The following is a 19,171-nucleotide window of genomic DNA, read 5'->3' as shown; positions in this document are numbered from 1 at the left end:
GGTGAAACCATGCCATTCGATCCCACCGACATTATGAAAGACCGCATTACCGACATCGGTCCTCCGAAATATGATAAGTTTTTCCCACCGTTTATTAAGGACAACTACGGCAAGTGGAAATATCACGAAATCTTGGAACCGGGTGTTTTGGTCCACGTGTCCGAAACAGGAGCTGAAGTCTACACGGTCCGCGTCGGCGCTGCCCGGCTTCTGTCCGTGGATCTCATTCGTGAAATCTGCGATATCGCCGACAAACACTGCGGCGGCTATGTGCGCTGGACCACGCGCAACAACGTGGAATTCATGGTGGACGACAAGTCCAAACTGAAACCCCTCATGGACGATCTAAAGAGCCGTGGCAACTGGTTTCCCATCGGCGGCACCGGTGCCAGTGTCACCAACATCGTTCACACTCAAGGGTGGGTGCACTGCCACACCCCGGCCATCGACGCCTCAGGCATTGTCAAGTCGGTTATGGATGAACTGTTCGAATACTTTGGCTCCCACAAACTGCCGGCCCAGGTGCGCATTTCCTTGGCCTGTTGCCTGAACATGTGTGGCGCCGTGCATTGTTCGGACATTGCCATTCTGGGGGTGCACCGTAAACCGCCTATTATCGAACATGAGCGTGTGCAAAACGTGTGTGAAATCCCCTTGGTCATCGCGGCGTGCCCCACAGCGGCTATCAAACCCAAAAAGGTGGGGGATTTGAAAAGCGTCGAAATCAACGAAAACCGTTGCATGTTCTGCGGCAACTGCTACACCATGTGCCCGGCGTTGCCTTTGGCGGACGGCGAAGGCGACGGCATCGCTCTGTGGGTCGGCGGCAAGGTGTCCAACTCCCGCGTTCCGCCCATGTTCTCCAAGCTCGCGGTGCCTTACATTCCCAACGAGCCACCGCGTTGGCCCACCACGGTGCAGACGATCAAGAAGATCCTCCAGACCTACGCCTCCGATGCCCGCCGCTATGAACGAGTCGGGGAATGGATTGAGCGTATCGGTTGGGAACGGTTCTTTGAAAAGACAGGACTCGAGTTCCGCCATGAGCACATTGACGACTACCGGCTTGCCATGACCACGTGGCGGACCACGACGCAGTTCAAATGGTAGGAGTAAACGGGCCAGCCGACTCTGAGAAGGGTCGGCGAGGCCTTTGGTGACCCTATGATGCTGCACCGCACACCGCGTCTCATGATTGCAGCGCTTCGAGGAGGCGCCGGCAAGACGCTTGTTTCGACCGGCCTTGCCGCGGTTTTTCGCCGCCTCAAGGGGCTGCGCGTTGCGGTCTTCAAAAAGGGGCCGGACTATATCGACGCCGGATGGCTCGGCTGCGCGGCAGCATCGTCCTGTTATAACCTGGACCCATATATGATGCCGCTCCCCGACCTGCTCAGGTCTTTTGTGGATCGAGCCGCAGGGACCGACGTGGCCGTCATTGAGGGAAACAGGGGGCTTTACGATGGTGTAGACGCCGATGGGACGTGTGCATCGGCAGAACTGGCCAAGCTCTTGAAAGCACCGGTGGTCCTCGTGCTAGACGCTACCAAGGTGACCCGCACCGCCGCCGCCATGATTTTAGGGTGCCAGCACCTGGATATCCAGGTCCGTGTGGCGGGCGTCATCCTCAATCGTGTGGCCGGGGGCCGTCATGAACGGGTTCTGACCGAATCCATTGAAAAAGTGTGCGATGTTCCGGTGCTGGGGGCCTTGCCCAAGGATGTGGGCATTGCCTTTCCGGAGCGGCACATGGGCCTTGTGCCGGTGCATGAGCATGCGGGCGTGCAGCGAACGCTGGATTTGTTGGCCGAATGCATGCTGCGCTATGTGGATGTGGAGGCGTTGCACCGCATCGCGCAGGCAGCAGAACCCTTGGGGCGGCCGGCCGCTGAGGCTGAGGGTCGAAGGCCCCGGGGTATATTGCGGCCGTGCGTGCGCATCGGCGTGATTCAGGATCGAGTGTTTCAGTTTTACTACCCGGAAAACTTGGAAGCTCTTCAAGAAGCCGGCGCAGAACTCGTGTTTGTGGACAGCACGCGCGCGCCCGTGTTGCCCGAGCTGGATGCCTTGTACATTGGTGGAGGGTTTCCGGAAACGCATCTTTCCCCACTGGTCGCCAATGAGAGCTTTCGAGCCTCGGTCCGCAACGCGGTGGAAGACGGGTTGCCCGTCTACGCCGAGTGCGGCGGCCTCATGTATTTGAGCCGCGGGATCCGAATGCCTGAGGGTCTTCACCCCATGGTGGGGGTCTTGCCGTTTCATGTCAGCATGGGCAAGAGGCCTCAAGGCCATGGCTACACCATTGTGGAGGTCGTTGGCGAGACACCGTTTTTCCCCCGGGGAATCGTGCTCAAAGGGCACGAGTTTCATTATTCCCGGGTGGTGGATGTGGACGGCCCCGTGGCGTTGGCTTTTCGCGTGAAAAAGGGATGTGGGGTCTTGGAAGGTCAGGACGGTGTGTGCTATAGAAATGTGTTGGCGACTTACACGCATCTCCATGCGGTGGGGTGCCAGACATGGGCGCCGGGGCTTGTGGGTGCGGGTTGGCGATACCGAATGGCTCGGGAGAGAAAGGAAGTGAGTGGCCTTGAGGCTTCTCGGGCGCTCGTTGGACAGAGTCCGGCATGAGTGTGTCTGCGGAAGATAAAAAACAAAGGAGGATGTTTCCATGGCACAAATCGAGTACAAAGGGAAGGTGTTTAACCTCGATGAAGATGGATTCATCGACAGCTTTGACAACTGGTGCCCGGAATGGGTCGAGTATGTCAAGGAATCGGAAGGAATCCAGGAGCTGACCGAAGAACACTGGAAAGTCATCCATGTCCTCCAGGACTATTACCGTAAGCACGGCATTGCTCCCATGGTGCGGATTCTGACCAAGGTGACCGGCTACAAGCTGAAATACATCTATGAACTGTTTCCGAGCGGACCGGGCAAGGGCGCTTGTAAGATGGCTGGCCTGCCGAAACCGACGGGCTGCGTGTAAGTCGAGCTAAGAAGGATCCGAGGGGGCTGAATCCCCCTCGGAAACACCTCGACGCACGCCTTAAAACCCTTGGAAATTCCGGCGGGCTTATTTGGTCCCTGGGCATGAGAAAACAAGCACGAATGGTTGCGCCTGCTTCAAGGCGCACCTTTTTTCTTGACTTTGCCCTAGGCAGTCAGTAAAGGCCTTGGCGGCATGAGCCAAGCGAGATGGACGGGTCTTTGGCCTGTCGGTTACATTCCACAAGATCACATGAGGAGGATGACGAGCGATGTTTAAAGTGACTGTAGATAAGAGCAAATGCACTGGTGACGGCGAGTGCGTGGATGTGTGCCCCGTGGACGTCTACGAACTCGTGGATGGTAAGGCCGAGCCCGTCAATGAAGACGAATGCCTCGGCTGTGAAAGCTGCGTGGAAGTTTGCGAAAACGACGCCATTACGGTGGAAGAAGTCTAAGGCGCCGCTGATTTCTTCTCCAGATTGTGTCCGAGAACGGGTTCAAGGGGTTTTTCGGCTAAGGGTCAAAATCCTTTGCTGCCCGTACCCTTGAAGGGGGGGGCTGGACCTTCGGCATAAAGCGAGATCGGAGCAGCGAGGCGCGATGGCCGTTTCGGTGGCTTTATCCTTTCCTCCTAAAGCGTTCTGAAGCAGGCTCAAGTTCAAAGACCCGGGAGATGAAGCATCTCTCGGGTTTTTTTCTTTGGCTACGACCTGCGGCTGCCAGGGTAGATTCCGACAGAAAACCCTCCCCCCGTAAAGGGTCGGCGGAGAGGGTTAGGCGTCACATGTCGCCGGAAAGGCTTTCCTAGCTTTGCCCTTCCTTTTTGGGATGACACTGCACGCACGTGGTCGGAGCGGCGGTTTGAGGATTCTGAGCTTTCAGCTTCTTGTGGCACTCCTGGCAATTGGTGTGCATGGCCAGTTTCAAGTTCAGCTTTTGTTGTTCCGGAGGCAGCTTCTTTTCGCCTTCAATGGTCGGCTCGTTGTGGCACTCCTGGCACTTCTGTACAGGATCTCCCTGCTTCCACACGTTCTTGCCGCCCTCGTATTTGTGATGGCACTCGGTACACGCGATCTTATACTCTTCGGCGTGCTTCTTGTGCGTGAACTGCACATTGGCTTTGGTGTGGCTGGGCCACAGGGTTGAGTTCATGGTGATGACATCCGGGGCATCTGCCGCCACGGCAATGAGGGCTCCCACAAACAGAGCCGCTGCGATGCAAACCGACGGGACGAACCAATGCTTACCTCTCACCGTGTCACCTCCTTTCTGTTATGCAGGTTGAGATTGTGATTCCATTCACGGCAGCCGTTGTAGTGAGCTGGTCTTGAAAGTGTCAAGGCTTTTCGGGCGCGAAATCGTCCCTTGACAGACGATGAACGCCTTGGAGTATAAAGATCGAAAAGGTTGACAGGGCGGGAGCTCACACAAGGAGGCGCGTTATGCTGTTTATGGCCATCTTCAGCTACACTCCGGAAGATCGCGACCGCGTCATCGAGCGCACGGAACAGCTTCCCGAAGTGCCGGGAACGGCCCTGAAGGGGGAATGGTTCGATGTGACGGGGCATCGCGTGTTTCGGCTTTTCGAAGCCGAAGACGAAGCGCACCTGGCGGCTGCGGTCTTTCAGTGGACCGATTTGGGGGTTGCAGAGGTGGTGCCCGTGATGGAGACAAAAAAGGCACTGAAGCTCCTGCGCCGAACATCTAAGAAAGCTTGAGAGCGGGGCCGAACATGCGGCCCGAGGGTTCCGGCGCTCGCGTGGACGATATGCAGGCCCTTGTTCTTGAAGGGGCGGGTTTTTGGCCGTCCCCGATCGCGCAGACCTGCAGGGGCTGATCCCACTATGGGGATTGGGGATCGAAGCGCGGGCATGGAAAAGGACACCCTGCGGCGCTTGCGCCATTTGGCGGAGCGCTGGGAAGCGGTCCTTCTTCTGGGACAATGGAACCCGCAGGAAGGCCAAGAAAAGCCATTCGTGGTCATGCTCTGAGAGTTTGTGCCTGCGGGCAACGTGCGGGAGGGGCGCCATGGGCGAAAGAGGACAGGGCCGTGCGGGATCGTTGCGGAATAAAGCCTGAGCTTTTTTAGACAGGCAGGCATAGCGGCTAGGGGAGGCTGCTGGAGCCGCGCATGTTGCGTCATGGCATCGGACGGATGGGGGTCCGCCTGAACAAATGAAGTTGATGCAGGTAGGAAAAACCTGCTTGAAAAATGGTGCGTGGGCGAGACTTGACCTGAAGAAGCAAGAAAGGAGCGACAGCAACCGTCGTTTACGAAGCTATCATTGGGTGCGGTCCGGGGTGGTGCCCTGAAGAGCATGCGGGGAGAATAGGGAAGGCGGTGCAAAGCCGCTACGCTGGGCCGGCGCTGTAAGCGGGGATGCCTTCGGAGCAGAGCCACTGTTTCCGCGTGGGAAATGGGAAGGCCCGAAGAGGCAAGGGATCCGCGAGTCAGAAGACCTGCCACCCGGACGTTGAGCGGACCGAAAGTTGACCCGTGCCTAGGGTGAGCCTTCGAGGTCGTGGGACCACGAAGGCTTTTTTGTTGGGAAAGCATTAAACCACGAGAGGAGCGTCATGTTCATGGAGAAAGAGCTTCAAAGCCTTCTTGAGAGCATTGAGCCGGTGGATTCCCATTGGGAAAAGCTTGCCTGGGAAAGACTTCGATCGCAAATCCGCCCGAGAGGCTCTTTGGGGCGGCTGGAAGAGATGGCCGCTCGACTGGGGGCCATTTGCAAGAGTTTAACGCCCAATGTGAGCCGAAAAATCATTTTCACCATGGCCGGAGATCACGGTGTGGCTGAAGAGGGTGTCAGCGCGTACCCGCAGGAAGTTACAGCTCAGATGGTTTGGAGTTTTCTCAATGGCTGGGCGTCGATCAATGTCCTGGCAGACCATGTGGGAGCTGAGGTGCGCGTGGTGGATTTCGGCGTGGCGGCCGATCTTCCGGAGGACTGGGCCGTCATTCGGCGAAAGATCGGCAAAGGGACCCGCAACATGACCCAAGGGGCGGCCATGGAGCGGCACGAGGCCGTCCGTGGCCTTGTAGAAGGGGCTCACCTTGTGATGGCTGCCGTTCAGGAGGAAGGCTTTCAACTTGTGGGGACAGGAGACATGGGCATCGCGAACACGACACCGTCCACGGCCATTGTGGCGGCCTTGAGCACCAAGCCAGTTAAGGACCTTACGGGCCGAGGGACCGGCATTGACGATGCCGCCTGGTGCCGCAAGGTGCGGGCCGTGGAAAAGGCTTTGGCCGTCAACCGCCCGAATCCCACAGATCCGGTGGATGTTCTGGCGAAAGTGGGTGGCTACGAAATCGCCGGGCTTGCCGGAGCGGTTCTTGGAGCCGCGGCCGTGCGTGTGCCCGTGGTCTGCGATGGCTTCATTGCTACGGCAGGAGCTTTGATTGCCTGCCAGCTGGCTCCTTTCGCCAAGGATTACCTTTTCGTCTCACACCGCAGTCAGGAAGTGGGCCACCAAGCCATGATCGAGCTTTTGGAACGCCCCCCCCTGTTGGACCTGTCCATGCGACTGGGAGAAGGCACGGGGGCGGCCTTGGCCATGAGCCTGGTGGAAGCTTCGGCACGCGTCCTTCGGGATATCAAGACCTTTGAAGAAGCCGGCGTCACGGACACCGGCCATTGAAGCGGCCACGGCGACATGGAGTGTGGTGTGGTCATGGCCTATTGGTCCACCCGCACCACCGCCCCGCCCTTGATTTGAAGAATGGGATACTGGCGTTCCATGTGGCCGTCCGGAGCGAACCGAACAGGGCCGAGAGGTCCCGTGGGCAGTTCCACTCGAAGGAGCCATTGTCGAAAGCGCAGGCGATCGACCTGGCCCTCTTTGAGCGTTTGTTCTCGAGCCTGGAGTGCCAGCAAGGTTGCCGTGTAGCCTTGAGCGGCCAAAAAGTCGGGTTCTTCTCCGTATGTTTCCCGATAGTCTCGTGTAAAGGCGTCCTGAAAGGAATCCCCCATGCGGGAAGTCTCGTGCTGGAAGGCTGATGGAAACAGAGCGCCTTCCAGATAAACGCCGCCGGCGGACAGCAGGGACTTTTCTTCCCAAAGATTTGTGCCCAGAAGCGTCACGCCTACCACGTTGTAATAAGGCAGCTGCGGAGCGATCAGGGCAATGGTTTCGGCGGCGTCGGGAATGAAGAGAGCATCCAAGGGTGTGTCGGAAACCTCGGCTCCGGATCCCTTTGGCACGTGGTGCGCGAGAGTGTGAATGGGACCTTTGAAATCGGTCATGCCCGGAGTGTAGGGCGTATCCACCACGACTTTTCCGTCAAGCTCTTGAACCGTGCGGAGAAAGATCTCTCTCAGAGCGCGGCCGTAGGGTTCCTCCGGGTAAAGCACGCCGAAGTTTTGAAACCCTAGAGCGTTTCGACAATAGGTGAGCAGCGCCGCGATCATGTCCTGGTGATCCAAGAAGGCGTGCAAAAGAAAAGGGGTTTGGGAGGTGACGCGGCGTTTTTCCGTGAAGCTGATCACAGGAATTCCTCTTTCATTGACCGCGGCAAGAATCGCTTCGACACTCTTCGGACTCAACGGCCCCAACACGGCCAGAACACGCTCCTCCTGCACCAGGTGGCTTAGGGCGCTCACCGCGACGTTCGGGTTGGCTTGAGTGTCCGCCAGAACCAATCGAGCCGGAGTTCCTCGAAAGAGCTTTTCCCAGTGCCGCAGAGCCAGGGCCACACCTTTGACCAACCGCCGGCCGTGGGCGCTGTGCGGCCCGCTCAAAGGAACCATACACCCCAATTTGTCAGGATCCGCCTGAGGTAAAGGTCCCATGACTCCTCGCAGTTCTTCTTCAATGCTGCGGGCTATGGGATGTTGTGGATACTGGGCCATCAGCTTGAGCAACGCGTCGCGACGCCCTTCCGGAGGCGCCAGCTGCATGCGACGGTAGAGCAAAAAGGGCACCAAGCGTTCCGCTCCATAGGTGTGCAGAGCCCGTTCCACGGTGGGGCCGTCCAAGGTCAAGATCAGGGAAGAGGCTTCCTGGTCGAGCAGTCTCTGATCTTCAATGGCAGGTTGTGCGGCGTAGCCTTTGTCGAGCCAGAAAACGGCGGCGTCCACATGGCCGGCGTCTCGATTCAGGCCCACCAAGAGGCGAATCAGTCTCTGTCTCCATGCGGGTTGTGGCGCCGTGGCCTCCCACAAGGCCTGGGCTTCTTCAATGAGTCTCTTGCGGTTTTCGCCCTCAGACCACCGGGCTTCAAGAAGCCCGATGCGGGCCGTGACGGCCTCCCGCCATTGGGGAAATTCCTTAAGGGCGGCTTCGTAAGTCTGGCGCGCCGCCTTGGGATTCTGGGCTTGAAGCCAGATGTCGCCTTGAGCCGTAAGGGCTGCGGGGGCAATGGCATTGGAAGGGAAAAAGGTTGCGATGCGTTGGAAAGCGGCCAGGGCCGCATCCAAGCGCCCGGCATTTCGTAGGGCCACGGCTTCTTTCCACAGGGCCTGGGCTTCCGCCGGGGGCGGTTGATGAAAGACGGCTTCGGGAATTTGGACGCGCACCTGTTGTCGAGGGGCGCAGCTCAGCACAAAAGTGGAAAGCACAAACATGCAGGCGAGGAAGCGTGACGCGTGTGTGGCGGTCATGGTCCACCTTCATGTGAAGAGATGGTGCAAGGGGAAATGGCGAAAAATCCCTGCGACGCTCTGAACTCTGAATAACACAAGGGGCACGCGGTCTTCACGTGCCCCTTGTGCCGTTGGCTCTCTATCAAAATTCGGCCGGTAGCACAAGAGCCTACCCGGCCCCGCGAGTCCTCTTACTTGTCCTTGACCTCTTCAAAATCGGCGTCCACCACGTCGTCGTCGGCCTTGCGACCTGAAGCGGAAGAACCTGCGGCGGCTTCCTGCGAGCCTGCCTGGCCTTGCTGCTCAGCCGTTCTTTTGTACATTTCTTCGGCAAGCTTATGGGAAACCTGCGTCAGCTGCTCCATTTCCTTTTCGATGGCGCGTTTGTCGTCGCCTTCCATGGCCTTGCGAAGCTTTTCGATCTGGGTGTCTATTTGGCTGCGTGTGGCCGCATCCACCTTGTCGCCCAAATCCTTCAGCGTTTTTTCGGTGCTGTAGATCAGGGCATCGGCTTGGTTGCGCGTATCCACCAATTCGCGACGCCTTCTGTCTTCTTCGGCGTGCATCTCGGCTTCCTTGACCAGCTTTTCGATTTCTTCCTGGGACAAACCACTGGAGGCGGTGATTTGAATAGACTGCTCTTTGCCCGTGGCGAGGTCCTTGGCCGAGACGTGCACAATGCCGTTGGCGTCAATATCAAAAGTCACTTCGATTTGCGGCACGCCGCGGGGTGCCGGCGGAATCCCCACAAGGTCAAAGCGTCCAAGGGTCTTGTTGTCCGCGGCCATGGGCCGCTCCCCTTGCAGCACATGGATGGAGACCGCTGTCTGATTATCCGTGGCCGTGGAAAAAATCTGACTCTTTCTGGTGGGAATCGTGGTGTTGCGTTCGATGAGTTTGGTCATGACGCCACCTAGCGTCTCGATGCCCAGCGAAAGCGGGGTCACGTCCAACAACAACACGTCTTTGACTTCGCCAGAAAGTACTGCTCCCTGAATGGCGGCACCCACAGCCACGACTTCGTCCGGATTGACCCCCTTATGAGGCTCCTTGCCGAAGAATTCGCGAACCTTTTGTTGCACGCGAGGCATGCGTGTCATGCCGCCCACCAGGATCACCTCGTCGATGTCCGAGGCCGTGAGGCCTGCGTCTTGAAGAGCTTGACGCATGGGCGGCACCAGCTTATCGATGAGGTCCTCCGTGAGCGCCTCCAGCTTGGCGCGCGTCAGCTTCATGTTGAGGTGCTTGGGGCCGCTGGCGTCCGCGGTGATGAAGGGAAGATTGATATCGGTCTCAGTTGTGGACGACAGTTCGATTTTCGCCTTTTCGGCCGCTTCCTTCAGACGCTGCAGGGCCATCTTGTCGTTGCGCAAGTCAATGCCCTGGTCTTTTCGAAACTCGTCCGCCAACCAGTCAATGATGCGTTGATCAAAATCCTCCCCTCCCAGGTGCGTGTCCCCGTTGGTGGCTTTGACCTCAAAGACGCCGTCGCCGATTTCCAGAATGGAAATGTCGAATGTGCCGCCACCCAAGTCAAAGACGGCGATTTTTTCGTCTTTCTTCTTGTCCAGGCCGTAGGCCAATGCCGCAGCTGTGGGTTCATTGATGATGCGCAGCACATTCAGCCCTGCGATTTTACCAGCATCTTTGGTGGCTTGCCGCTGACTGTCGTTGAAGTAGGCAGGGACGGTGATGACCGCGTCGGTGACTTTTTCGCCCAAATAATCTTCCGCCGTTTGCTTCATCTTCATAAGGATGAACGCGGAAATCTCCGTGGGGCTGTACTGGCGCCCTCGAATCAAGATGTGCGCGTCCCCGTTATTGGCTTCCACAATCTTGTAAGGTAGAATCTCCAGATCCCGCTGGACTTCTCTGGACTTATGCTTGCGGCCGATGAGCCTTTTGACGGCAAAGACCGTATTCTCCGGGTTGGTGATGGCCTGCCTCTTGGCCACCTGGCCCACAAGCCGCTCACCGCTGTCCGTAAAAGCCACCATGGATGGCGTCGTGCGGCCCCCTTCTGCATTGGTCAGCACCTTGGGTTCTTTGCCTTCCATTACGGCCACAACGGAGTTGGTTGTGCCGAGATCGATACCAATAACCTTTGCCATTGTCTGTGCCTCCTTGAGGAAAGATCGATATCATCCAATGCATTTGGTAAAGAAATACTATGGCTGAGAAAAAATTCTTTTCCATCACGAACCGTGCAGGAGTCTCAAGCGGAACTATCCGATTCCTGAGAACAGGATGCCGTTCGTGTGCCCTTGCTCACGGCCACCAGCGCCGGCCTAAGCAGCCGATCATGCAGCGTGTAGCCCCTCTGAAATTCCTGAATCACCGTGTTGGGTTGAAATTCCTTGGAGTCCTGCTGAAGGATCGCCTCATGAAAACACGGGTCAAAATCCTTGCCTTTCGATTCAAAGGGCTTACATCCGAACCGTGCCAAAGTATCCAGGAAATGCTTGTGGGTCATCCTGACCCCTTCCAAAAGCGTTTGGCTGTCGCTGTCTTGTTCCGCGTGCTGAATGGCCCGTTCCAGATTGTCCACCACCGACAAAAGCTCGCGAATGAGGCTCTCATTGGCATAAGCGATGGCTTCGGAGCGGTCCCGCTCCAAACGCTTACGCGTGTTTTCCATGTCGGCAGCCTGGCGGAGAATCTTGTCTTTTAGCGATTGAATTTCCGCTTCCTTGGCTTCCAAGAGAGCCTTTAGATCGCCGTCGCCCGGGGCCTCTTGGGCTGATTCCTCATGGCAGGGCACCGTTGTGTCAGCACCTGTCTCCACCATGGGTTCGTCCTTAGTCCCCGACTTCTGTTCTTCCTTCATAAAGCTTCATCCTCCATCCATACCCGGCATTCCACGATGCCTTATGTCTAATCATGCCCATGGCGCCTGTCAGCACCCGATGCCGGTGTGTGTTGAGATTTTTACGAAGAGCCGCTGTGTTGGGAAAAGTGAGTGTCCTCCGGTTCTTCCAAGAAACGGCTCAGCAAAGATGCCGTAAAAGTCACCACGGGAATAATGCGCGAATAATCCATCCGCGTCGGCCCGATGACTCCTAGCACGCCCAGTACCGTTTCGCCTTTACCATAAGGCGAGGACACCACACTCATTTCACGCAGTTCACTGATGTCACTTTCGGTTCCCAAAATGATCTGCACCTGCCGAGACGGGTCCAGAGTGCGATCCAACAATCGCACAATGCGCGACTTGTCTTCGAAAGCTTCCAGAATGCGCCGCATACGCTCCACATCGGCGAACTCGGGATTACTCAGCAAATGCTTATGCCCTTCAATATGGAGATCCGTGTTTTCCAAGGCATCTTGCAAGGCCCTTCGACTCATTTCCAATGCTCGAGTGAACAACTGATCGAACAGGGCCTTTTCCCCTTCCATTTCCTTAAGGATGCATTCCTTGACGCGACTTAACGGAATATCCTCAAGGATCTCGTTCAGGTAACGAGAATACTTGTCCAGGTTGTCCTGAGGGATGTCCTCATCCCATTCCACAAGGGTGTGTTGCACCAGCCCGGAGGCCGTGATGAGAATGACCAGAATCTGCCGGGCTCGCAACCGCACGAATTCAATGTGCTTGAAGCGTGTGGCGCTCAACCTGGGCCACAACACGATGCCCACCTGTCGGCAAAACCTCGAGAGCACTTGACTGGTGCGGCGCAACAGGTCCTCGATGTCCACGCGCCCCGGACTGAAAGCCTTGCGAATCAAAGCCTGCTGGCGCTTTTCCAGGTTGCGGATCTTCAAGATGGAATCTAGGTACAGGCGCAGGCCCTTGTCCGTGGGCACGCGCCCCGCGGACGTATGGGGTTGGTGCAAGAGGCCCAGGTCTTCCAGGTCGGCCATGATGTTGCGAATCGTGGCCGAACTGACGTTGAGCCCGTAGTGCTTGGAAACCGTGCGGGACCCCACAGGTTCCCCACTGCGAATGAAGCCCGAAACGACGGCTTCGAGGACCTTTTGATTTCTTTCGCTGAGCTTCATCTTTGGCGCATCCCGTTTCATGTTAGCACTCCATGTCAATGAGTGCTAAACGAACATAGAGTTATCGCGTGATGTTGTCAAGGTAAGATCACCGAGAAGCGCGAGGCGGAAGGGAGCTTTGACCTGTGCGAAGCCATTGTACGAGGCATGGCGGGGAAACGCAGATACCGTCTTATTTCCGCAAGGCGTGTTCATGGCCTCTACGGAAGGCGGAAATCCGGACCTTACAGGAGGCGGTGATCTCACGCCGCGGCCGAAATAGGGGGTACCAAAACCGGCTATGGGCCTTGCAGCTGTTACGGTCGCACCATATCGAAATCTTCAAAAAGGTGAATGAAATCTTCCTGCAACTTGAAACTGCTCATTTTGATGCCGGCTTCAGACTGGTTGTGAAAAGTCATAATGATTTTTCCCGGAATGGAGGCGTCTTTTTCGATGCGGCCGATTTCCTCCAGATCTCGAAGGACTCTTTTCTCATCGCAATCGGGCTTCAGCTGAATCCACATTTTTTTCATACGAGCTCCTTTGGGCGACCGGTCTCAAGGGGTTCTTAGAGGTTCATGGTCGTGAGGGGGCTGTTCCCCACGCAGCTTTTCCAGACATCTTGCCACGCAGGCCGGGCAATCCGGCGCATTTTTCGACTTTTGGCAAAAGGAGGCAAAGGCTTGAAGCCAGTCCTGGCCGGCTCTCGGGCAGGTCCTAAGAAATTCCAAAAACTGCACGAGCCGCTCAAAGGCTACGGGCCCGATGGCGTGTTCAATGCGACATGCATTGGCTTCCGCCTGTTCGGGACTAAGGCGCAAAGCCATGGTGAAGAAATCTTTCAGGATTTCATGACGCCGAATGATCTGCTGGGCCACGTGGCGCCCTTTGGCTGTCAAGGTCACGTTGCTGTAGGGGCTGTAATTGATAAGGCCTCGGCCCGCCAAAGCGCGCAGGGCCCCTGTCACGGAGGCGCGTTGGACGCTCATTTGATCAGCGATGTCTTTAGCTCGAGCGGCTTGATGGGCATTTTCCAGATGGAAAATCACCTCCAAGTAGTCTTCCAAGCTCGCTGAGAGCCCCTCCACGGCGTCGTTGGACATGGGTCATCAATCCTCACCTGGTTTTTTGCCCGAAAATACCTTGCACAGACATTCCGGTCAAGAAACGCAGGAGCATTTAAGTCATTTTTCCGCCGTCCAGATCCACCATGCGGCGCACAGTCCCCCCACGGCGTTGTAGGCGAAGACGAACAGAGGCGTAAGGGATCCCAGGCCTAAGCCGAGCCATCCCTTATGAAAAACGAAAGGGTAAAAATACAGCAGTTGAGCGGCCGTCGGTCCCAGGCTCCACAGAATGCATCGGCTAAAAACCCCCACGAGAAAGCCTCCTCGCAACAGGGGCAGGAGAAACAGAAAACCCCACAGACCGCCCCAGACAATTCGAGGGTATACGAAAGCCTTGCTCCACACGGGAGCCATGGCCACACCCAGTTTCTGAGGAACGCCTGCCTGGCCCGCATACCAGGCCAGCCATGAATTGACCAAAGCGCCCAGGCATCCTCCGGCAAAAACCGCGCTGAGCCTCTGCAGGGCCGACCGCATCCGTTTTCTCCCGTCTTGGGTTTTTGTCCTTTCCGTGGGGGCTCGAGGTCATCGAAAAAACCATTTGGCGGTTGATATCACAGTGAACAGGAATTATAAAGGGGCGCCAATGCGTCAAAGGAAGGAGAATCGATGAAGATCAAATGCGCTGCGTGTGACTATGTCGGTGAAGCCGCTGTGCTTCAGAAGGGTTCGCGGTCCAAAGAAATTGCCCTGTGGTGCTGTCTTTTCCTACCCGGACTTCTCTACACCCTGTGGCGCCTGTCCAGTGACGGGCGCTACATGGGCTGTCCTCGCTGCAAGAGCGCCCAGTTTCGTCCCATCACGCGCCGGGAATGGAAAGATCTGAAACGCCAAGGAGCCCTGAAGGTTTAGGCGCGTCATCGACAATGTCTTTTGTCGAATCGGCCTAAGCCGCCATCGGGCGCGCCGTGCTCCCTTCCTTCAAGGAGCATATTCGAAAATAGCATTTCGGGGCCGTTTCGCTTCATCCTGTAGGAGCGCTGCAAGGCGCGATAAGCCGTCGCGGCCGGCGCCGCTCCTAAGGAATGTGTTCTCAGACAAGCTCCTCAACAGTGCGTGGAAGGACAGGCAAGGACATGGACGAGGGTCTTCCCATCTACCTGGATTACAATGCCACTACGCCCATGGACCCCAAGGTTGTGGAAGCCATGCGGCCCTGCTTGGAGTCCGTCTTTGGCAATCCGTCCAGCACTCATGCCTATGGCCGCAAAGCCAAAGAGATACTGGAGGAGGCGCGCACCCGCGTCGCTGCGCTGCTGGGGGCACGCCCCGAAGAGATCGTCTTTACCAGCGGCGGAACCGAATCCAACAATATGGCGCTGTGCGGTGTGGCTCGCGCCCGCAAGGCCCAAGGTCGCCACATCGTCACCAGCCGCATTGAGCATCCCGCGGTGTTGGAACCTTGTCTGGCCCTCATGGAAGAGGGCTTTGACGTCACTTTTGTGAACGTGGACGCGCACGGCATGGTGGATCCCCAGGAGGTGCTGGCGGCCTTTCGATCGGACACGGTGCTCGTGAGTATCATGCATTCCAACAACGAAGTGGGCACGATTCAGCCCATAAAGGCCATTGCGCAGGCTGCCAAGGCCCGAGGGATTATCGTCCATACGGATGCGGCGCAAAGCGTCGGCAAGGTGTTTGTGGATGTGGATGACCTGGGGGTGGATCTCCTGACCGTAGCGGGCCACAAACTGTACGCTCCCAAAGGTGTGGGGGCCCTGTACGTGCGCTCCGGAACACCGATGGAAAGAATCCTTTTTGGAGCCGGCCAGGAACGCGGGCTTCGACCTGGAACGGAAAACCTTCTGGAAATCGTCGGGTTGGGCATGGCCGCCGCTGTGGCGAAAGATCAGCTCGTCGAAGAGATACCGCGCCTTAAGGCACTGCGTGATCGTCTGCAGGACCTCCTGTTCAAAGCTTTCCCCGAGGCGCGTCTTAACGGCCACCCGGAGCAACGATTGCCCAACACCCTGAGTGTTTCCTTTCCGGGAACAACGGTCGATTTGCTTTTGGGCGCCATGCCCATGGTGGCCGCGTCGGCAGGAGCCGCGTGTCACAGCGACCAGGTGCGCATCTCCCATGTGCTGGAAGCCATGGGTGTTCCCAGGGAGGTGGCTCAGGGCACCTTGAGGTTTTCCGTCGGGCGCTTTACCCGCCGGGAAGATGTGGAGACGGCAGCGGCGATCATTCAAAGGGCCGTTCGGCAGGTTCGCGACCAGACATAGAGGGTTTTCATGGAACATGACGCCAATCGGTGGGCTGACATGGAGGCCATGCGCCGTCGGCTTCGGGAAAAAATTCTGAATCAAGCCTTTCAGGTGGCACAGACTCCAGTGTTCAAGCTGGTATCCGGAGCCATGAGCCGGTTCTATTTCAATTGCAAGCGTGTGACGCTGGATCCCGAGGGACAGGTGCTCATCGGCCACCTGGTTTTTGATCTCGTCAAGGATTTGGGCATTCAAGGCATCGGGGGCCTCACCCTTGGAGCGGATCCCATCGCCAATGCCGTGGCCTACACCTCGTGGCTGCGAGGCAAGCCCATACAGGCCTTTGTGGTGCGCAAAGCGCAAAAAGGGCATGGGATTCCGGCGCGCCTGGAGGGCAATGTGCGCGAGGGGGACCGGGTGGTTGTGGTGGACGATGTCATCACCACGGGAGGCTCCACTCTTCAGGCCATTCGGGCTTGTAAAGCCTCGGGGCTTCAGGTGCTGCGGGCCATTGTCCTTGTGGATCGCCAGGAAATGCACGGCCGCGAAAACATTCTACAGGAAGTGGACGCCGTGGACGCTTTGGTTCTTCGAGATGATATTATGGCTTTGCACGAAGCCCGGCAAAAAGCAGGGGATGCATCATGAACGTTCTGGTTACGGGAGGAGCCGGCTACATTGGGTCGCACACGGCCAAGACCCTTCGACGCCGTGGGCATACCCCCATCGTCTTGGATAACCTCAGCCGCGGTTGGGTGGAGTGGGTTCGCTACGGACCTTTCGTGTACGGGGATATTCGGGACGAAGAAGCCGTGTACCAGGCTCTTTGCGCCTTCAAAGTGGACGCCGTCATTCATTTCGCCGCCTTGGCTGTGGTGGAAGAGTCCGTGCAAAAGCCGGCTCTGTACTTTGACCACAATGTGCGAGGAACCATTGCCCTAGTGCAGGCCATGGCGCGAGCGGGAGTGCGCCGATTGGTGTTCTCCAGTTCCGCCGCCGTTTACGGCAAAGCGAAATCCAGCCCCATAGCGGAGGATCATCCCAAGGAACCGACCAACCCCTATGGCCTTTCCAAATGGCACGCCGAACAAATTCTGGAAACCGTTGCTCCGACGGTGGGCATTCGGTTGGCCATGTTGCGCTATTTCAACGTGGTGGGAAACGATCCCGACGGCGAAATCTACGAACGTCATGAGCCTGAAACCCACGTCCTGCCGAACCTCATGCGCGCGGCTCTGACTGGAGCTCCTTTTTATCTCTACGGCACAGACCACGAGACCCCCGACGGCACCGCCGTCCGTGACTACGTTGACGTGCTGGATTTGGCCGAAGCCCATGTGGCGGCCTTGCATGTGCTGGAAAGCCAAGATCGGCTGGTTTCCAACGTGGGGCGAGGCAGTGGGGTATCCGTGCGGCAGATGGTGCGCGCTGTGGAGCGAAGCCTGGGGCGCACGGTCACCGTCGTGGAAAGGCCCAGAAGACCCGGAGATCCCCCGGAACTGGTGGCCGACAATACCTTTCTGAAAACGTGGTTCGACCATCCTTTCAAAACCCTGCCCAAAGTCATCGAAGGCATGGCGCGACAGCAGGCTTTTCTTCAAATGCCATAAGCCGCGATGAGGTCGTCCGAGAATTTGTTCTTGTCGGTTCACCGTCAACGAATCTGATAACCATCTGAGGCCGTATTTGGCTAAAATCCACATTTTGGGACGTGCTTCCAAGGAGCTTGTGCGACAATAGCTGTGCCACGTCCCCTCGCCTTGGTGCTGTTGGAGCGGCAAGGCGCCATAAGGAATCGCGGCGGACGCCGCTCCTACTTGATGGGTCGGCGGGCTTGCTCCTGGCCCGGCGGATTTTGCAGAAAGGGATCAAGGGGGCCGAAGGAGCGAACCTCTTCGTAACGGGCTGGGTGCCAACGCGGCCGATTGTCCTTGTCGATCAGACGGGCCCGCACACCTTCCCAAAAGTCGTGGTGTTGAATGATCCATCGGGCTACCCGCTCATCCATGGCCAAAACCTCTTCGAGCGGACGGCCGCGTTGCACCTTAAGGAGCGCCAGGGTCAGGGCGACGGCCGTGGGCGACCTTTCGGAAAGGCGTCGAAACACGCCTTCGCACAAGCGGCTTTGCATTTGGCATTGCGAAAGATTTTCCAGAAGTTCAGGCACAGATGACACGCCGTCAAAATAGGACCTCACCCACGTATCCGTGGCCGCGTCCACCGGGATGGCTTCAGGGCGTGTAACCGATGCCATGAGCTCGAAGAGTTCTTTTTGCGCCGTAATGCGTTCCGGCGTCAATGCAGGAGCCGCGTCTTGCAGAGCCCGAAGAACGTCAGGGAGTCGATAGCTTTCAATGGCGTGCGTGGCTAAGCCCACGCGCACTGCATGGAATCCGAGGACGTCGTCCCCGGTGAGTGCTAGATATTCGGGATAGCCGGCAGGGCACTTGGCATAAAGCCATCCTGTTGAACCCACATCCGGGAAGAACCCAATGCGTGTTTCCGGCATGGCCATGTGGGTTGTTTCGGTGGCAAGCACAATGTCGGCGCCGGCCGCCAGCCCGAGCCCTCCGCCCATAGTCACGCCGTGGGCCACAACGACAACCGGTTTGGAGGAGCGATGGACGGCCAAATCCAAGGCATATTCCTCATGGAAAAACGCTTCTGCTTCAGCCCGGTTTTCCGATCGAACCTGCAAAGCTACCCATTTGATATCGCCTCCGGCGCAAAAGGCCTTGGGTCCGCTGCCGGTGATCAGCAGGCATCGCACCTGGGGATTCTGTTGCACGGCGTCCAGCACTCGGGCCAATTGGCGGACCATGGCCAGGGAAAGGCTGTTGAGGACCCGAGGCCGATTCAGTTCAATGTGCCACAAAGCCTTCAGGGGTCGCACGCGTATGAGGTCCTCGCCATCCGTTGTTGGAAAATCCATCGGCTCACCCCTCGATCTTTGTAAAAATTTTACCACCCATGGGGAGAAAAATATCCCCCTGGCAAAAAACGGCGCTGATCCACCCATGCCAATACCTCTGGCCATCGGCCGTGACAACCGTAAATGGCCCATCGTGATCATTGAATTGTGACGCGCGAAAGCCTTCAAAGTGTGGGGGGTCGCGCTTCTCGGCTTCTCACGTGCAAGAGCGCGTCCTTTTTTAGGCCGGGCGAAGCTTTCCCGATTCCCCTTGAAGGGACCGCCTCCTGCCGGTCCGCACGTTCGCGGACAGTTGGAAGGTGGTCCCTCTGAAAGCGCTTGGAAATCCTCGATACGCACAAAAGCCCC

At 57.5% G+C, this 19,171-nt stretch carries 20 protein-coding genes and 1 riboswitch; of the genes, 11 read left to right on the top strand and 9 right to left on the bottom strand.

What is annotated here, in order from left to right:
* Positions 1–9: 9 nt before the first annotated feature.
* The 4 genes from dsrB to ACUVSA_RS00625 all read left to right on the top strand — a co-directional run bounded on the left by dsrB (position 10) and on the right by ACUVSA_RS00625 (position 3,440).
* Positions 10–1,110, top strand: coding sequence for a dissimilatory-type sulfite reductase subunit beta (gene dsrB, locus ACUVSA_RS00640; protein WP_445891344.1), 1,101 nt, complete (start codon positions 10–12; stop codon positions 1,108–1,110).
* Between the two features lie 54 nt (positions 1,111–1,164).
* On the top strand, positions 1,165–2,625 hold the full coding sequence (locus ACUVSA_RS00635; protein WP_445893400.1) for a cobyrinate a,c-diamide synthase: 1,461 nt from the start codon (positions 1,165–1,167) through the stop codon (positions 2,623–2,625).
* A 40-nt stretch (positions 2,626–2,665) separates the two neighbouring features.
* Entirely contained in the window at positions 2,666–2,983 is a 318-nt protein-coding gene (locus tag ACUVSA_RS00630; protein ID WP_123289833.1) for a TusE/DsrC/DsvC family sulfur relay protein, read from the top strand.
* A gap of 271 nt (positions 2,984–3,254) precedes the next feature.
* Positions 3,255–3,440: a ferredoxin gene (locus ACUVSA_RS00625; protein ID WP_445891347.1), complete on the top strand. Its 186-nt coding sequence runs from the start codon at positions 3,255–3,257 to the stop codon at positions 3,438–3,440.
* Positions 3,441–3,789: 349 nt separating this feature from the next.
* Here ACUVSA_RS00625 and ACUVSA_RS00620 read toward each other — a convergent pair whose 3' ends face one another.
* The gene (locus tag ACUVSA_RS00620; RefSeq protein ID WP_445891348.1) at positions 3,790–4,239 is read right to left on the bottom strand and encodes a cytochrome c3 family protein; all 450 of its coding nucleotides are present in this window, start codon (positions 4,237–4,239) and stop codon (positions 3,790–3,792) included.
* 188 nt (positions 4,240–4,427) lie between these two features.
* Between ACUVSA_RS00620 and ACUVSA_RS00615 the strand changes: the two genes are divergently transcribed.
* The 3 genes from ACUVSA_RS00615 to cobT all read left to right on the top strand — a co-directional run bounded on the left by ACUVSA_RS00615 (position 4,428) and on the right by cobT (position 6,633).
* Positions 4,428–4,703: a DUF3303 domain-containing protein gene (locus tag ACUVSA_RS00615; protein WP_445891349.1), complete on the top strand. Its 276-nt coding sequence runs from the start codon at positions 4,428–4,430 to the stop codon at positions 4,701–4,703.
* Between the two features lie 126 nt (positions 4,704–4,829).
* Entirely contained in the window at positions 4,830–4,976 is a 147-nt protein-coding gene (locus ACUVSA_RS00610; RefSeq protein WP_445891350.1) for a hypothetical protein, read from the top strand.
* Positions 4,977–5,270: 294 nt separating this feature from the next.
* Positions 5,271–5,466: riboswitch (cobalamin riboswitch) on the top strand.
* Between the two features lie 102 nt (positions 5,467–5,568).
* Positions 5,569–6,633 carry a nicotinate-nucleotide--dimethylbenzimidazole phosphoribosyltransferase gene (gene cobT / locus ACUVSA_RS00605; protein WP_445891351.1) on the top strand — a complete coding sequence of 355 codons (1,065 nt, stop codon included), beginning with the start codon at positions 5,569–5,571 and terminating at the stop codon, positions 6,631–6,633.
* Positions 6,634–6,671: 38 nt separating this feature from the next.
* Here the strand turns inward: cobT and ACUVSA_RS00600 are convergent, their stop codons facing one another.
* The 7 genes from ACUVSA_RS00600 to ACUVSA_RS00570 form a co-directional block, all read right to left on the bottom strand.
* Positions 6,672–8,594 (bottom strand): penicillin-binding protein activator, encoded by a 1,923-nt coding sequence (locus ACUVSA_RS00600; RefSeq protein ID WP_445893399.1) that lies wholly within the window; start codon positions 8,592–8,594, stop codon positions 6,672–6,674.
* 173 nt (positions 8,595–8,767) lie between these two features.
* Positions 8,768–10,687 carry a molecular chaperone DnaK gene (gene dnaK / locus ACUVSA_RS00595; RefSeq protein ID WP_445893398.1) on the bottom strand — a complete coding sequence of 640 codons (1,920 nt, stop codon included), beginning with the start codon at positions 10,685–10,687 and terminating at the stop codon, positions 8,768–8,770.
* A 104-nt stretch (positions 10,688–10,791) separates the two neighbouring features.
* Positions 10,792–11,403, bottom strand: coding sequence for a nucleotide exchange factor GrpE (gene grpE / locus ACUVSA_RS00590; protein ID WP_445891354.1), 612 nt, complete (start codon positions 11,401–11,403; stop codon positions 10,792–10,794).
* A 101-nt stretch (positions 11,404–11,504) separates the two neighbouring features.
* The gene (gene hrcA, locus ACUVSA_RS00585; protein ID WP_445893397.1) at positions 11,505–12,596 is read right to left on the bottom strand and encodes a heat-inducible transcriptional repressor HrcA; all 1,092 of its coding nucleotides are present in this window, start codon (positions 12,594–12,596) and stop codon (positions 11,505–11,507) included.
* 275 nt (positions 12,597–12,871) lie between these two features.
* Positions 12,872–13,090, bottom strand: coding sequence for a hypothetical protein (locus ACUVSA_RS00580; RefSeq protein WP_445893396.1), 219 nt, complete (start codon positions 13,088–13,090; stop codon positions 12,872–12,874).
* Between the two features lie 24 nt (positions 13,091–13,114).
* Complete coding sequence (locus tag ACUVSA_RS00575; protein ID WP_445891357.1) at positions 13,115–13,660, bottom strand: metal-dependent transcriptional regulator; 546 nt, start codon at positions 13,658–13,660, stop codon at positions 13,115–13,117.
* Positions 13,661–13,741: 81 nt separating this feature from the next.
* Positions 13,742–14,161 carry a hypothetical protein gene (locus ACUVSA_RS00570; RefSeq protein ID WP_445893395.1) on the bottom strand — a complete coding sequence of 140 codons (420 nt, stop codon included), beginning with the start codon at positions 14,159–14,161 and terminating at the stop codon, positions 13,742–13,744.
* A gap of 132 nt (positions 14,162–14,293) precedes the next feature.
* Here ACUVSA_RS00570 and ACUVSA_RS00565 point away from each other — a divergent pair, with 132 nt between their 5' ends.
* From ACUVSA_RS00565 to galE, 4 genes are all read left to right on the top strand, one after another.
* On the top strand, positions 14,294–14,536 hold the full coding sequence (locus ACUVSA_RS00565; RefSeq protein WP_445893394.1) for a hypothetical protein: 243 nt from the start codon (positions 14,294–14,296) through the stop codon (positions 14,534–14,536).
* A 224-nt stretch (positions 14,537–14,760) separates the two neighbouring features.
* The gene (locus ACUVSA_RS00560; protein ID WP_445893393.1) at positions 14,761–15,909 is read left to right on the top strand and encodes a cysteine desulfurase family protein; all 1,149 of its coding nucleotides are present in this window, start codon (positions 14,761–14,763) and stop codon (positions 15,907–15,909) included.
* A gap of 9 nt (positions 15,910–15,918) precedes the next feature.
* Complete coding sequence (gene pyrE, locus ACUVSA_RS00555) at positions 15,919–16,539, top strand: orotate phosphoribosyltransferase (protein ID WP_445893392.1); 621 nt, start codon at positions 15,919–15,921, stop codon at positions 16,537–16,539.
* A complete protein-coding gene (gene galE, locus ACUVSA_RS00550) occupies positions 16,536–17,501 on the top strand; it encodes a UDP-glucose 4-epimerase GalE (RefSeq protein WP_445891362.1) in 966 nt (321 codons plus the stop codon). Before pyrE ends, galE begins: the two co-directional genes overlap by 4 nt.
* Positions 17,502–17,704: 203 nt before the next feature.
* On the opposite strand, the gene ACUVSA_RS00545 is transcribed toward galE, so the two are convergent.
* On the bottom strand, positions 17,705–18,823 hold the full coding sequence (locus tag ACUVSA_RS00545) for an enoyl-CoA hydratase/isomerase family protein (RefSeq protein WP_445893391.1): 1,119 nt from the start codon (positions 18,821–18,823) through the stop codon (positions 17,705–17,707).
* Between the last annotated feature and the right edge of the window lie 348 nt (positions 18,824–19,171).

Source organism: Desulfosoma sp., assembly GCF_052743555.1.
Note: the sequence above shows the minus strand (reverse complement) of the source record. Positions and strands in the feature narration are given on the sequence as shown.

Bases quoted from the DNA above. Each gene is read 5' to 3' on its own strand.
- dsrB (WP_445891344.1), top strand. From the start codon at position 10: ATGCCATTCGATCCCACCGACATTATGAAAGACCGCATTACCGACATC.
- ACUVSA_RS00635 (WP_445893400.1), top strand. From the start codon at position 1,165: ATGATGCTGCACCGCACACCGCGTCTCATGATTGCAGCGCTTCGAGGA.
- ACUVSA_RS00630 (WP_123289833.1), top strand. From the start codon at position 2,666: ATGGCACAAATCGAGTACAAAGGGAAGGTGTTTAACCTCGATGAAGAT.
- ACUVSA_RS00625 (WP_445891347.1), top strand. From the start codon at position 3,255: ATGTTTAAAGTGACTGTAGATAAGAGCAAATGCACTGGTGACGGCGAG.
- ACUVSA_RS00615 (WP_445891349.1), top strand. From the start codon at position 4,428: ATGCTGTTTATGGCCATCTTCAGCTACACTCCGGAAGATCGCGACCGC.
- ACUVSA_RS00610 (WP_445891350.1), top strand. From the start codon at position 4,830: ATGGGGATTGGGGATCGAAGCGCGGGCATGGAAAAGGACACCCTGCGG.
- cobT (WP_445891351.1), top strand. From the start codon at position 5,569: ATGGAGAAAGAGCTTCAAAGCCTTCTTGAGAGCATTGAGCCGGTGGAT.
- ACUVSA_RS00600 (WP_445893399.1), bottom strand. From the start codon at position 8,594: ATGACCGCCACACACGCGTCACGCTTCCTCGCCTGCATGTTTGTGCTT.
- dnaK (WP_445893398.1), bottom strand. From the start codon at position 10,687: ATGGCAAAGGTTATTGGTATCGATCTCGGCACAACCAACTCCGTTGTG.
- grpE (WP_445891354.1), bottom strand. From the start codon at position 11,403: ATGAAGGAAGAACAGAAGTCGGGGACTAAGGACGAACCCATGGTGGAG.
- hrcA (WP_445893397.1), bottom strand. From the start codon at position 12,596: ATGAAACGGGATGCGCCAAAGATGAAGCTCAGCGAAAGAAATCAAAAG.
- ACUVSA_RS00580 (WP_445893396.1), bottom strand. From the start codon at position 13,090: ATGAAAAAAATGTGGATTCAGCTGAAGCCCGATTGCGATGAGAAAAGA.
- ACUVSA_RS00575 (WP_445891357.1), bottom strand. From the start codon at position 13,660: ATGTCCAACGACGCCGTGGAGGGGCTCTCAGCGAGCTTGGAAGACTAC.
- ACUVSA_RS00570 (WP_445893395.1), bottom strand. From the start codon at position 14,161: ATGCGGTCGGCCCTGCAGAGGCTCAGCGCGGTTTTTGCCGGAGGATGC.
- ACUVSA_RS00565 (WP_445893394.1), top strand. From the start codon at position 14,294: ATGAAGATCAAATGCGCTGCGTGTGACTATGTCGGTGAAGCCGCTGTG.
- ACUVSA_RS00560 (WP_445893393.1), top strand. From the start codon at position 14,761: ATGGACGAGGGTCTTCCCATCTACCTGGATTACAATGCCACTACGCCC.
- pyrE (WP_445893392.1), top strand. From the start codon at position 15,919: ATGGAACATGACGCCAATCGGTGGGCTGACATGGAGGCCATGCGCCGT.
- galE (WP_445891362.1), top strand. From the start codon at position 16,536: ATGAACGTTCTGGTTACGGGAGGAGCCGGCTACATTGGGTCGCACACG.
- ACUVSA_RS00545 (WP_445893391.1), bottom strand. From the start codon at position 18,823: ATGGATTTTCCAACAACGGATGGCGAGGACCTCATACGCGTGCGACCC.